At 70.5% G+C, this 13817-nt stretch carries 11 protein-coding genes; all 11 read left to right on the top strand.

Annotation, left to right across the window (positions count from 1 at the left end; translation table 11 throughout):
• Positions 1 to 19: 19 nt before the first annotated feature.
• The 11 genes from IW248_RS13730 to IW248_RS13680 all read left to right on the top strand — a co-directional run bounded on the left by IW248_RS13730 (position 20) and on the right by IW248_RS13680 (position 13758).
• A complete protein-coding gene (locus tag IW248_RS13730) occupies positions 20 to 484 on the top strand; it encodes a DUF948 domain-containing protein (protein ID WP_196927291.1) in 465 nt (154 codons plus the stop codon).
• Between the two features lie 29 nt (positions 485 to 513).
• Positions 514 to 819: a hypothetical protein gene (locus IW248_RS13725; RefSeq protein ID WP_124823093.1), complete on the top strand. Its 306-nt coding sequence runs from the start codon at positions 514 to 516 to the stop codon at positions 817 to 819.
• On the top strand, positions 816 to 3494 hold the full coding sequence (alaS, locus tag IW248_RS13720) for an alanine--tRNA ligase (RefSeq protein WP_196927290.1): 2679 nt from the start codon (positions 816 to 818) through the stop codon (positions 3492 to 3494). The genes IW248_RS13725 and alaS overlap by 4 nt, the downstream gene beginning before the upstream one ends.
• Positions 3495 to 3566: 72 nt before the next feature.
• A complete protein-coding gene (gene ruvX, locus IW248_RS13715; RefSeq protein WP_184184558.1) occupies positions 3567 to 4025 on the top strand; it encodes a Holliday junction resolvase RuvX in 459 nt (152 codons plus the stop codon).
• Positions 4025 to 5221 (top strand): endolytic transglycosylase MltG, encoded by a 1197-nt coding sequence (mltG, locus tag IW248_RS13710; RefSeq protein WP_196927289.1) that lies wholly within the window; start codon positions 4025 to 4027, stop codon positions 5219 to 5221. The genes ruvX and mltG overlap by 1 nt, the downstream gene beginning before the upstream one ends.
• A gap of 102 nt (positions 5222 to 5323) precedes the next feature.
• Positions 5324 to 6151: a shikimate dehydrogenase gene (locus IW248_RS13705; protein ID WP_196930185.1), complete on the top strand. Its 828-nt coding sequence runs from the start codon at positions 5324 to 5326 to the stop codon at positions 6149 to 6151.
• Positions 6152 to 6290: 139 nt separating this feature from the next.
• Positions 6291 to 7997: a glycoside hydrolase gene (locus IW248_RS13700; protein WP_196927288.1), complete on the top strand. Its 1707-nt coding sequence runs from the start codon at positions 6291 to 6293 to the stop codon at positions 7995 to 7997.
• A gap of 221 nt (positions 7998 to 8218) precedes the next feature.
• The gene (locus tag IW248_RS13695; RefSeq protein ID WP_196927287.1) at positions 8219 to 10156 is read left to right on the top strand and encodes a hypothetical protein; all 1938 of its coding nucleotides are present in this window, start codon (positions 8219 to 8221) and stop codon (positions 10154 to 10156) included.
• A gap of 95 nt (positions 10157 to 10251) precedes the next feature.
• Positions 10252 to 10803: an acyltransferase gene (locus IW248_RS13690; protein WP_124823102.1), complete on the top strand. Its 552-nt coding sequence runs from the start codon at positions 10252 to 10254 to the stop codon at positions 10801 to 10803.
• Positions 10796 to 12397, top strand: coding sequence for a lipopolysaccharide biosynthesis protein (locus tag IW248_RS13685; RefSeq protein ID WP_196927286.1), 1602 nt, complete (start codon positions 10796 to 10798; stop codon positions 12395 to 12397). Before IW248_RS13690 ends, IW248_RS13685 begins: the two co-directional genes overlap by 8 nt.
• A 113-nt stretch (positions 12398 to 12510) precedes the next feature.
• On the top strand, positions 12511 to 13758 hold the full coding sequence (locus IW248_RS13680; RefSeq protein WP_231397186.1) for an O-antigen ligase family protein: 1248 nt from the start codon (positions 12511 to 12513) through the stop codon (positions 13756 to 13758).
• The last annotated feature ends 59 nt before the right edge of the window (positions 13759 to 13817 follow it).

The following is a 13817-nucleotide window of genomic DNA, read 5'->3' as shown; positions in this document are numbered from 1 at the left end:
CTGCTTGAGGAGGACAGGCGTGGGCGACATTTTAGCGATCGCGGCGCTGGTCGCGGCATCCGCGTTCGCGGTGCTGGTGCTCATCCTGACGCTGCCCATCCTGCGGCTGCGGCACACGGTTGACGCCACCACCCGCATGATCAACGACCTCAATGATCGGACCGCACCGCTGCTCGGCGACGTGAACACCACTGTGAAGAACGTCAACATCGCGCTGGAGCAGGTGCAGACCTCGCTCGACGGTGTGAACCTCCAGTTGGCGAAGGTCGACACCATGACCAGCCACGCGCAGAACGTCACCGCCAACGTCGCGAACCTGGCCACCGTCGTCTCCGCCGCGGCCGCCAACCCGTTGGTCAAGGTGGCCGCGTTCGGCTACGGCGTGCGTAAGGCCGCCGCCGGCCGCCGGCACGCCGAGACCGAGCGTGAGGTACGCGACACCATCAAGCAGCAGCGACGGGCCGCGCGACGCGGCAACAGCTGACCGACCGGCGTACCAGGGGGTAGCGGGACATGAGGCGCTTGTTCTGGCTCGGTATCGGGGTGGCCGTCGGTGTGGTCGTGGTCCGCAAGGCGACCCGGACCGCGCAGTCGTACACGCCGGCGGGCATCGCCAGCTCGCTGACGGAATCCGCTGGCGGGCTCGTCGAGTCGCTGCGTAGTTTCGTGGAGGACGTCCGGGTCGGGATGGCCGAACGCGAGCAGGAGATTCACCACGCGTTCGCCCAGGGCGAGGCGTTCGACGACAAGTTCGCCGACCTGCGGGAAGACCCGCGCATCGGCGATCGAGAAATCTTTCCGGAGGAACACCAGCGATGAAGACGGCGGAGATCAAGCGGCGGTACCTCGCGCACTTCGAGGCGAATGGCCACACCGTGGTGCCGTCCGCTCCGCTGCCCGCCATCAGCGACCCGAACCTGCTGTTCGTCAACGCCGGCATGGTGCAGTTCGTCCCGTACTTCCTGGGTCAGCAGACGCCCCCGTACCAGCGGGCGGTCAGCGTGCAGAAGTGCCTGCGCACCCCGGACATCGACGAGGTCGGCAAGACCAGCCGGCACGGCACGTTCTTCCAGATGAACGGCAACTTCTCCTTCGGTGACTACTTCAAGGCCGGCGCGATTCCGCTGGCCTGGGAGTTGTCCACGAAGCCGATCGCCGAGGGTGGTTACGGGCTGGATCCGGAGCGGATCTGGCCGACGATCTACCTCGACGACGACGAGGCGTACGAGATCTGGCGGTCGGTGGGGGTGCCCGCCGAGCGGATCGTCCGCCGGGGCAAGGCGGACAACTTCTGGTCGATGGGCATTCCCGGGCCGTGCGGTCCGTCGTCGGAGCTGTTCTACGACCGGGGCCCGGAGTACGGCCGCGAGGGCGGCCCGGCGGTCGACGAGGACCGGTACATGGAGTACTGGAACCTCGTCTTCATGCAGTTCGAGCGGGGTCCGGGCACGACCAAGGAGGACTACCCGATCCTGGGTGACCTGCCGGCGAAGAACATCGACACCGGCATGGGCCTGGAGCGGATGGCCTCGATCCTGCAGGGTGTGGACAACCTGTACGAGATCGACGAGGTCCGGCCGATCCTGGCCCGCGCGGCCGAGTTGACCGGCAAGCGGTACGGCGCGCACTCCGGGCACGTGGCCAGCGAGTCGCACCCGGACGACGTCCGGCTGCGGGTGATCGCGGATCACGTGCGGACCGCGCTGATGCTGATCGGCGACGGGGTGACCCCGTCGAACGAGGGTCGCGGGTACGTGCTGCGCCGGATCATGCGTCGGGCGATCCGGTCGATCCGGCTGCTGGGCTGGCAGGACCGGGCGCTGCCCGAGTTGCTGCCGGTGGCCCGGGACTGCATGGCGCCGTCGTACCCGGAGCTGGCGACCGACTTCGACCGGATCGCGGACTACGCGTACGCGGAGGAGGAAGCCTTCCTGTCGACGCTGCGTGCCGGGACGACGATCCTGGACACCGCGATCGCGGAGACCCGCACGGCGGGTGGCTCCGCGCTGTCCGGGGCGAAGGCGTTCCAGCTGCACGACACGTACGGCTTCCCGATCGATCTGACCCTGGAGATCGCCGCGGAGCAGGGCCTCACGGTCGACGACGAGGGTTTCCGGCGGCTGATGGCCGACCAGCGGACCCGGGCGAAGGCGGACGCGCAGGCCCGCAAGACGGGGCACGTCGACCTGTCGGCGTACCGGTCGGTGCTGGACGCGGGCGGGCCGGTGACGTTCACCGGGTACAGCGAGGTGTCCCGCGAGTCGACGGTCCGGGCGTTGCTCGGCGCCGACGGCCCGCGCCAGGCGGCGACCGAGGGCGACACCATCGAGCTGGTGTTGGACACCACACCGTTCTACGCCGAGGGCGGTGGTCAGCAGCCCGACCAGGGCATGATCACGGTTGGTGGCGGGCAGGTCGAGGTGCTCGACGTGCAGCAGCCGGTGCCGGGCCTGATCGTGCACCGCGCCCGGGTGATCCGGGGCGAGGTACGCGCCGGTGAGGCCGGCTTCGCCGAGATCGACACGACCCGGCGTCGGGCGATCTCCCGGTCGCACACCGCGACGCACCTGGTGCACCAGACCATGCGCAACTTCCTCGGCGAGTCGGCCACACAGGCCGGGTCGCTGAACGCCCCCGGTCGGCTCCGGTTCGACTTCAACACCCCGACCGGGGTGTCGCCGAGCGTCCTGCGTGACGTGGAGCAGCAGGTCAACGAGGTGCTCCTGGCCGACCTGGAGGTGCACGCCTTCATCACCTCGTTGGACGAGGCGCGGCGGATCGGCGCGATGGCGCTCTTCGGCGAGAAGTACGGCGAGGAGGTGCGGGTCGTCGAGGTGGGTGACTACGCCCGGGAGCTGTGCGGCGGCACGCACGTGGCCCGCTCCGCCCAGCTCGGCCTCGTGAAGATCCTCTCCGAGTCGTCGATCGGCTCCGGTGTCCGTCGGGTCGAGGCGCTGGTCGGCATGGACGCCTTCGGCTTCCTGGCCAAGGAGCACCTGTTGGTGTCCCGGCTGGCCGAGTTGTACCGGGTGCCCAACGATCAGGTCGCCGACCGGGTGGAGCAGACAGTCACCCAGCTGCGGGACGCCGAGAAGGAGCTGGAGAAGCTGCGCGCCCAGCTGGTGCTGGGTGGCGCGGCGGCGCTCGCGGCGCAGGCCAAGGACGTGCGCGGAGTCGCGTACGTGGGCACCGAGGCGCCGGAGGGCGCGGCCGGCAACGATGTGCGCACGCTTGCCCAGGAGATCCGCGGCAAGATCGACCCGGCGCGACCGGCGGTCGTGGCGGTGGCCGCGCGGTCGAACGGTAAGGCGTCCCTGGTGGTGGCGGTCAACGCGGCGGCGCGGGGTCGCGGCCTGGCCGCGTCGGACCTGGTGAAGGCGGCGTTCTCCGGGCGCGGCGGTGGCAGCCCCGACCTGGCCCAGGGCGGCGGTCTGCCCGCGGCCGAGGCGCCGAACCTGCTGCTCACCGTCGAGAAGGCGATCACTGAGGCGTGAGTGACCATCACTGTGAGTCAGGGCGGGCCATGTGGTCCGCCCTGACTCGTACCCGGCCGGCGGTGACCGTCGGTGGCTGAGTTGACGCGCGGCGTGCGGATCGGCGTGGATGTCGGTCAGGTGCGAGTGGGTATCTCTCGCTCGGATCCGGACGGGATCTTGGCAACGCCGCTGGTCACCCTGGCCCGCGATCTCACGGCGGCGCCGGACGCGGTGCCGAGCGACCTCGCCGAGCTTGCCGCGTTGGTGGCCGAGCACGAGGCCGTCGGGGTTGTCGTCGGTCTTCCGGTCAATCTCGCCGGCAAGCACGGCCCTGCGGCCGTCCACGTGAAGGCGTACGCTGACCGACTGGTCGATGTGATAGCGCCTGTCCCGGTAACGCTCACTGACGAGAGGATGTCGACCGTGGTCGCTTCTCGTAGGCTTGCCGAGCGTGGCGTCCGAGGTAAACGTCAACGTGCGGTTGTCGATCAGGCGGCCGCGGTGGAGATCCTGCAGAGCTGGCTGGACGCGCAGCGGAGGCGGACGTAATGATCGACGATCTGGATCTTGGGTTCGACGAGCCGGAGCGGGGGGAGAAGGGTCGGCACCGGCGCGGCTTCCGCAAGCGCAAGAGCGGTTCCGGCGGCAGCAGCCGGGGCAAGACATTCCTGGCCCTGCTGATGGCCCTGTTCCTGCTGGGCGGCATCGGCGGCGGCGCGTTCTACGGCTTCGACCGCATCCAGAACTACTTCGTCACCCCCGACTACGACGGCAGCGGGGCCGGTGAGATCACCGTCGAGATCAAGAGCGGCGCGCTGATCGCCGACATGGCCGACGCCCTGGTGGCGGCCGACGTGGTGAAGAGCCAGAAGGCTTTCATCGAGGCGGCCGAGGCCAACTCGCGCAGCAAGAACATCCAGCCGGGCACGTACAAGCTGCGCAAGCAGATGAGCGGCGCGAACGCCGTGACCGCGATGCTCGACCTGAAGAACAAGATCGTCAACGGGCTGACCATCCCCGAGGGCCGCACGAGCTTCAACATCTACAAGCTGCTCTCCGAGAAGACCAAGATCCCGGTCAAGGACTTCCAGGCCGCCGCGAAGGACCCGGAGGCGCTCGGCGTCCCGGACTGGTGGTTCAAGCGCGACGACGGCAAGAAGGTCGTCAAGTCCATTGAGGGTTTCCTCTACCCGGACACGTACGAGATCCCGCCGAAGTCCACGGCCGAGAGCATCCTCAAGCTGATGGTGAACCGTTTCCTCTCGGTGAGCGGAGAGATGAAGTTCGCCGACCGGGTGCAGGAGGAGCGCAAGGTCAGCCCGTACGAGGCGCTGATCGTGGCCTCGCTGGCCCAGGCCGAGGCCGGCAACAAGGACGACCTGGGCAAGGTCGCCCGGGTGGCCTACAACCGGGTGTACGGCGAGTTCAACTGTAACTGCCTGGAGATGGACGTCACTGTCAACTACTACCTGGAGTCGATCGGCAAGCCGACCAAGTCGTCCAAGCAGATGACGGCGGCCGAGCTGGACGACCAGAAGAACCCGTACAACCGCAAGCTGCGCGGCATGATCCCCACCCCGATCAACAACCCCGGCAAGCAGGCCCTGGAGGGGGCGATGGACCCGCCGCCCGGCAAGTGGCTCTACTTCGTGGCGATCGACAAGCAGGGCCACTCGGAGTTCGCCGAGACGTACGAGCAGCAGAAGCGCAACGAGAACAAGGCTCGGGAGGCCGGCATCATCTGACCGGCCGGGTGCCGCGTAAGGGCTCCCCTCCCATTGCTGGTTGGAGTCGATCCCGGCGTGTGGGGGAGAGCGGAGAAATGATGTCGACCTTGACCGGCGGTGATCGTGGCGACGCGTAGGGCCGCAGTGCTGGGCAAGCCGATCGCGCACTCCCTTTCCCCGGTGATCCACACCGCGGGTTACGTCGCCGCCGGGCTGACCGGGTGGTCGTACACCCGGATCGAGTGCGCGGCGGCGGAGCTGCCGGATCTGGTCGCCGGCCTGGGCCCGGAGTGGGCCGGGTTGTCGGTGACCATGCCGGGCAAGGAGGCGGCGCTCGCCGTGGCCGACGCCGCGTCGCCGGTCGCCGCCGCCGTCGGCGCGGCCAACACGTTGGTACGCCGTCCGGACGGCTCCTGGTACGCGGACAACACCGACGTCGCCGGCATGGTGCGGGTGCTCACCGACGCCGGCGTGAGCGCCGGTGCCGCCGTGACGGTGCTCGGTGCCGGCGGGACGGCCCGCGCCGCGCTCGCCGCCGCCGCGCAGTTGGCCTGCTCGTCGGTGACCGTGGTGGCCCGCCGACCGGAGGCGGTCGACGAGCTGCTCCCGGTGGCCGACGCCCTGGGTGTCGCGCTGGCGCCCGCACCATGGGCCGACGCGCCCCGGCGGTTCTCCACCGCCGACGTGGTCGTCTCCACGGTGCCGAAGGGGGTCGCCGACCCACTGGCCGGCGCGGTTGCCTGGCGGCCGGGCGCGGTGTTCTTCGACGCCCTCTACGACCCGTGGCCGACACCGTTGGCGACGGCCGCCGACGCGGCCGGCTGCCGCATCGTCTCCGGTCTGGACCTGCTGCTGGCCCAGGCGATCGGGCAGTTCGAGCAGTTCACAGGCGTTACCGCGCCGAGGGCGGCGATGGCTGCCGCGCTGGCGGCGGCGCGCGCCGGCTGACCCGCCGGACGGACAGTCCAGAGTCGCGGCTTTCTTAGCTGACGGTTAAGACGCGCTTACGGGAAACTGTCCTACCTGCGACGTGCCCTGGTCATCGATACGCTGCTCACCGTTATGGACGCAGACACAGGGAGTTTCCTTGACCAGGCACGGACTGCACCGCATCACCCGGTTCCGTTCCGGACCCCGGCGTAAGGCGATTGCCATCGGCGTGGTCGGTGGCTCGGTGGTGGCCGGCATCGTGGCGACCATGATGCCGCTGCTGGCCAGCGACGATCTGTCGATGCGGGCGGCGGCGGACACCACCGCGACCGCTGTGTCGCAGGACGGTGACAACGCGGCCAAGACGACGCTGGCCACCTGCGCGACGCGCTGCGACGGCAACCCGCGTGGTGGCCGCGAGGCGGTCATCGAGTTCGCGGTGACCACGGTTCCGGCTGCTGCGGTCAACATTCGGGCGACGCTGCGGGTGCACGCCTGGCAGCAGTTCGCGGCCACGGTGACCGCGCACGCCTCGCCGCTGAGCGCCCGCGAGTCGCGGCCTCCCCTGACGTCGGCCGGCGCCGCACTGGACAGCGTGACGAGTGTGTCCAAGGGCCTCAACGAGTGGGACGTCTCCAAGCTGGTCACCGGCAACGGCAGCTGGACGGTGTCCCTGGCGCAAAGCGGGCTGGAGAGCCGGATCTACTGGGCGTCGGCCGAGAACCGCAACCCGGACCTGCGGCCCAGCCTGCTGATCAGCTACGACCTCGGGGCCAAGCCTTCGCCGGTGACGACCACCCGGCCGGCGCCCCCGCCGTCGCCCAGCGCGTCGCCGACCACCGCCGCACCGAAGCCGTCGCCGACCATCGCCCCGACCCGGACGGCGACGCCGAGCGCCAGCGGCACCCTGCCGTCCGGCAAGTGCGGGTCCGTCTCGGACAAGCTCGTCCCGTCCTGTGGCGCCTGGTGGGGCATGTACTCGCCCGCCGGGGCGGCCGGCGGCTGGGACCACGGCAAGGCCGTCACCGACGTGGAGTCGCAGGTCGGGCGCAAGTTCGACATCGTGCACCGTTACCACGACTTCTCCAACTCCGGCAGCAACGGCGCCTTCCCCGACACGTACGAGTCGCAGCAGATGCGCGAAGGCCGGCTGATGTTCTTCGCCTGGGAGTCCCGTGACTTCTCCGCCGGCACCACCCTCAAGTGGTCCGATGTCTACGGCGGCAAGCAGGACGAGACCATCGACGCGGTCGCGGGCCGGATCCGGGCCGCCGGGGTGCCGGTGTTCATCGGCTTCGACCACGAGCCGGAGGACGAGCCGAACAAGGGCAGCGACGCCGACTTCGTCCGCGCCTGGCGCTATGTGCACGAGCGGTTCGCCAGCGCCGGCGCGACCAACGCGGTCTGGGTCTGGACGATGATGGGCTGGTCCGGGCACTACTCGCGGTACGCCGGCCTGTACCCCGGTGACCGGTACGTCGACTGGGTCGCCTACGACCCGTACAACTTCCACGTCTGCAACGGCAGCACGGTGTGGAAGAGCCCGAGCACGACTGTCGGTGGCTTCTACCGGTGGCTGGACGACAACGGCATCGGTGCCGGCAAGCCCCGGATGCTCGCCGAGTTCGGCACCAACTTCGACTCCAGCGATCCCGGTGCCAAGCAGCGCTGGTTCCAGGAGTTCCCGGCGGCGCTGAAGGCGCACCCGAAGATCAAGGCGGCGATCTACTTCAACTCGGCAGGCATGACCAGCCGCACGTCGACCTGTGACATGACGATGAACCACGACGCCTCGGCGGTGGCCGGCTTCGCGCAGGCTGGCAAGGACTCGTACCTGCGGCAACCCACCGGGGGTAGCCGCTGAGGACCCAAATGAACTGACAAAACGGCGTTCGCCGGGGGTCGGACACCCGATCCTCCGGCGTTCTGTCGGCTTGCGGATTCATGCACCGCCCAATCGGCGGATTTTGTTAACCAGGCTGGACGAGGCACGCTACCTCGGGTTCTTATCCAATCTGGAGGCGCAGCGTGCCCAAACTCTCGCACTTGTGGCGTTCCGCACGACGACGTCGTACTCGGGCGGGGATGGTCGCGTTGGCGATCATCGCCGCCGCTCTGGGTGTGCCCACGACCGCGTCGGCCGCGGTGGTTCCGGTCCCGGTGACGGCGACCCTGGTGTCGGCGAACCCCGCCGACGCGACCCCGCACGCGCGAGACGGTGAGACCCGTGCCTTCGCGCAGGTGGGCAACACGGTCTTCGTCGGCGGCAGCTTCACCCAGCTCCGGCAGACCGCCAGTTCCGCGTGGATCACACAGCGGTACCTCTTCGCGTACGACCGGACCACCGGCACCATGTCGACCACCTTCCTGCCGGTGCTCGACGGCGCGGTCAACACCCTCCTCGCCGGCCCCGGCGGCACGCTGATCGTCGGCGGCGCCTTCAAGAACGTCAACGGCGTCTCCCGGAAGAACCTGGTGGCGCTCAACCCGTCGACCGGCGCGATCATCGACAGCTGGGTCGGGCGCTCCGACGGCGGCACGGTGCGTGACCTGGCGCTGCACGGCAACTGGCTGTACGTGGCCGGCGCGTTCAACTGGCTCAACGGCACCGCGCACGCTGGTCTGGGCCGGCTCAACGCGACCACCGGCGCGATCGACCCGAGCTTCAGCATCGACGCGACAGTGGGGCGGCACAGCACCACGTCGTACGTCTGGACCATCGACGTGGCGCCGGACGGCGACACCCTTGTCGTCGGCGGTAACTTCACGCTCGTCAACGACCTGCCGCGCAACCAGATGGCGTTGGTGGACGTCTCCGGGACCCCGACGGTGCTCGACTGGAGCACCGACAAGTTCGTCCCGCCGTGCGCGTCGCCGACGACCTTCGTGCACTACGTGCAGGACGTGAAGTTCGGTGCCGACGGCAGCTGGTTCGTGGTCGGCACCAACGGCGGCGCCGGCTGGCCGACCGCGTACTGCGACGCCCTGGTCCGCTTCGAGACCGCCGCGCGGGGCACTGGCCAGCTCGCCACCTGGGTCGACTTCACCGGCAACGACACCATCACCTCGGTCGAGGTGGCGGACAATGTCATCTACCTGGGCGGGCACTTCCGCTGGGTCAACAACCCGAACGCCAGCGACAACGCCGGCCCGGGCGCTGTCGACCGGCTCGGCATCGCGGCCGTCAGTCCGGCGACCGGCATGCCGGTGAACTGGAACCCGCGCCGTAGCGGCAGCGCCTCGATGCCGTCGGGCACCAGCAACTGGGGTTCGTCGGTGCCGGTGCTCTGGCGCGGCTCGGACGGCCTCTACTTCGGGCACAACTCCGACGGCATGGGCGAGGAGTACCACGGGCGGCTCGGCATGTTCCCGCTCGCCGGCGGACGCACCTTCACCGCGAAGAACCCGCCGTCGGCCACCACCGGCAACCTCTACGTGGGCACCGCCTCGGGCACCGTGGCGAAGGTGCCGTTCGACGGCACCACGCTGGGCACCGCGACCAGCGTCAGCCAGCCCGCGTACACGGCGGCCGGCGCGACCTGGCGGGTGGACGACCGGATCTACTGGTCGCACACGGTGGCCGGCACGCCCACCGGTAGCCGGATCGACATCTCGCTCTTCGGCGGGGGCGCGATCGGCTCGCCGTGGGAGGCGTCCGGCTACAACGACTGGTACAACCCGGCGTTGCTGACCGGCGCCTTCTTCCTCGATGGCCGGCTCTACTACACCCGTACCGGGGCCAACAACCTCTACTACCGCTACTTCGAGATCGACGGCAACTACCTGGGTGCCACCGAGTTCACCCTGCCGACGACGGGTGTGACCTGGTCCGCGGTGCGGGGCATGGCCTGGGTGGGCGGCCGGATCGTCTACGGCGCAACCGACGGCTCGTTGCGCAGCGTGCCGTTCGACCCGACGGCCGCGCCAACCGTGGTGGTCAACGGCACCACGGCGACAGTCGTCAGCACCGCGACGCCCGAGTTGTCCTGGTCTACTCCATCGACGTTCTTCTCCGTACAGTAAGGGTCAACCGTTCGTGACGGAGCATCGGTAGATTGTTCACGTTGGGCCGGTGGCGGGCACCACCGCCGCCGGCCCGCGACGGTGGGGGAGGGTCGTTGCTCGGCGCCGCTGGCATCCGAACGGGACGCGTGGTGCGTCTGGTCTTCGCGGTCAAACGCGGCTGGTACAAGCTCCGTTACCGACGGTTGACGCTCGGTCGGGACGTGGAGATCCGGGGTCGGATCCGGTTGCGGCGCGGGGTGCGCGTGACCATCGGTGACCGCACCCGGTTGAACAAGCTCGTCCGCTTCGCCGGCCCCGGCGAGGTCCGCGTCGGCGCCGACTGCCTGCTCAACGCCACCTGGATCGGCACCTGGACGTCGGTGACGGTGGGGGACCGGTGCCTCCTGTCGGACTGCGAGCTGCTCGACAACGACTTCCACAACCTGCCCCCGGAGCAGCGGCACGCGCCGCCCAGCCCGCTCACCCGGGCCCCGATCGTCCTCGAGGACAACGTCTGGGTCGGCGCGCACGCCCTGGTCCTGAAGGGCGTACGGGTCGGCCGGGACAGCGTCGTCGGCGCGGCGACGGTGGTCCGCACGGACGTACCACCCGGCGTCGTGGTCGTCGGCAATCCTCAACAGACGGTGAAGAAGTTCCATGACTGATGCAGCGCCCGCTCCCTGGCCCACGGACGGCCCGTCCTCCGGCACCTCGCGTGCCGTGACACTGACCGACCTGCTGCGGGTGCCGATGCACCGGTTGCGGTTGGTGGGGGCGGTCGCCACGGTCGGTCTGCTGCTCGCGCTCGGCTACGTGCTGCTGGTGCCGGCGGCGATGAGCGCGAGCGCCGTGGTCGCGGTCCGGCCGGTGGTGACCGACGCCTTCACCCCCAGCGGCGCGGGCGCCGACCGTGCGGTCAACATGAACGTGGAGAGCGGCATCGCCACCGGCACCGAGGTGGTCCAGCGGCTCGCCGACTCGGCCGGCGGTGACCCGCGTGACATCCGCAACGCGCTCGAGGTCGAGGTGCCCACCGGTGGGCAGATCCTGCGCTTCACCTACCAGGCGGGCGACGCGCACCGGGCCGTGCAGAGCGCCAACATGGCCGCCGAGGCATACCTGAACGTGCGTCGGACCATGTACGAGCAGCAGCGCGCCGAGATGCTGCGCTCCTACGACGCCAGCATCACCAAGGTCGTCGCCCAGCAGGTCGCGTTGCAGAAGCGGGCGAACACCGCCAAGGACACCGCCGCGGGTGACGCGTTGGTGGCCGAGCTGGCCGGCATCAACAACCAGCTCACCCAGCTCAACGCCGCCCGTACCGAGATCGCGGCGGTCGACGTCAACCCCGGCTGGGTGACCCAGACCGCCGAGAAGGCGCTTGTCACCTCCGCCGGGCACCGGCCGTTGTACCTGGTCGCCGGCCTGCTCGGTGGCGCGCTGGTCGGCGTCGTGCTGGCGTACCTGTGGGAGTCGACCGACCGGCGGGTCCGCTCGGTCGCCGACGGTCGGGAGGCCTCCGGCCTTCCGCTGCTCGGCACGGTGCGCCGACCGGCGTTCCGGGGTAGCCCCCGGGCGGTCGACGCCGACGTCCGGTACGTGGCGATGGCGGTCGCCGAGCGGGTCCGGCAGCCTGCCCGGGTCGCGCTGGTCACCGCCCGGGAGGACGCCACAGCGCTCACCGCCGGGCTCGCGGTGGCGCTCGCCGTCGACGGCCGGGAGGTCTTCGTCGCCGACGACAGCGGACGGATCGAGCGGCTGCGCGCCAGCGTGCTCGCCGACCGGGGACGGTTGCCCATCGACCCGTCCCGACCGCTGGTGCCCAAGCCCCGGCCGGCCGGCAGCACAGCGGCCGTCGATGCCGCCACCACGGACAGCACGGCCGCCCGCCGACCCTCCCCGCACCCGCCCGGCGCCCGCCCGTCCACCGACCCGGACGCCACGCTGACGCTGCCGCGGGTGTCGTCCGCGCGCCCGGAGAACAGTCGCGTCGTCACCCCGGACGAGGTTGCCGTGGGCGTGGGCAGCGTCCGGTTCGGCACCTGGCGGCAGGGTGCGGATCACGGGCTGGTCCTGTTCAACGCCCCTCCGGCGGAGTCCGACGAGCGTGGCGTGGCCGTGGCCCGGCAGGGCAGCGCGGTGGTGGTCGTCGAGCGGGACCGCACCCGGCAGAGCGACCTGCGACGCCTGGTGGAGAGGCTGCGTGCCGCCGGGGTCACCCCGCTGGGCTTCGTGCTCACGCGAAACGGCCGGGCCTGAGCGTGTCGGTGACCCGCGCCCCGGCGACCGAACCACCGCCCGGAGGCGCTCCGCAGGAGGTCGCGCCGGTGCCGGCGCTCGCGCCGCCGCAACTGCCGCTCTGGCCGCTGTCGATGATGTTCGGCCTGGTGCCGCTCTGGTGGCTGCTCGGTGCGTTCTACCTCGGCTGGCCGCTGCTGGGTGCGCTGCTGCTCGCGTTGCTGCTCACCCGGGGGCGCGTGCCGCTGCCCCCGGCGGCCGGCATCTGGCTGCTGTTCCTCGCCATCGTGGTGGTCAGCGCCACCCAACTGTCGTCGCCCGCGTCGCTGCTCACGTTCGCCCTGCGGCTGGCGTTCTACCTGACCGCGCTGGTGGTCGGCGTCTACGTCTACGCCGCCGCCCGGGAACGCGCCAGCCTGGTGGCGGTGCTCACCCCGCTCTGCGCGTTCTGGTTCGGGCTCGTGGCGCTGGGCTGGCTCGGGGTGCTGGTGCCCCGGCTGGCCATGACGACCCCGATGGAGGTGCTGCTGCCCGGCGGGGTGGCCGGCACCCCGTTCATCCAGGACATGGTGCACCTCACCACCGCTGAGTTCAGCGCCCGTTCGCTCAACCCGATCTACCGACCGGCCGCGCCGTTCGCGTACACCAACAACTACGGCAGCGCGTACGCCATGACCCTGCCCTGCGTGGTGGCCTTCGCGATGCTGCGCCGGCGCGGGTTGCTGCGCTGGGCGCTGCTGGCGTCGCTGCCGCTGTCGCTGGCGCCGGCGTTCCTCACCCTCAACCGGGCGATGTTCCTCAGCCTCGGCGCCGGGCTGGCGGTGCTCGGGGTGCGGGCCAGCCTGCGCGGCAACGTCCGGGTGGCCGCGTCCATCGTCGGGGTGGTGGTGATCGGCGCGTTGGCCACGCTGTTCATTCCGATCACCGAGCTGATCAGCAGACGGGTCGACTCCAGCGACACCAACACCGACCGGCTCTCGCTCTACACGGAGGTGATCCGCCGGGTGCAGGAGTCGCCGTGGTTGGGCTACGGCGCTCCGGTGAACGTCGACACCGTGTCGGCGGCCGCGCCGATCGGCACCCAGGGGCAGCTGTGGATGGTGCTGTTCAGCCATGGCGTACCCGCGCTCATCTGTTTCCTGGCGTGGTTCGTCGCCGCCGCGGTGATCTGCGCGCGGGCGACCTCGGCGGCCGGGCAGTGGCTGGCTGTGGTGCCTGTGGTCTGCCTCGTGCAGGTCCCGTTCTACGGCATGGCGAACCAGAACCTGGCTGTCGCGTTCTTCGCGGTCGCCTTCGCGATGGCGCTGACCGAGCGTGAACGGCTGACCCGGTTGGCCGGGTCGTCGCCGACGGCCGCGCGGAGAGCGCCGGTGCCCGCGTGACCGCCGCCACCCGACCGCCGGCCGGCGCCGGCGGGGGCCGGTCGACGCCCGAGGACCAG

The organism is Micromonospora ureilytica, from assembly GCF_015751765.1.
Lineage (GTDB): Bacteria > Actinomycetota > Actinomycetes > Mycobacteriales > Micromonosporaceae > Micromonospora > Micromonospora ureilytica.
The sequence above is the reverse complement of the archived record's forward strand: the minus strand, read 5'-3'. Positions and strand labels throughout refer to the sequence as shown.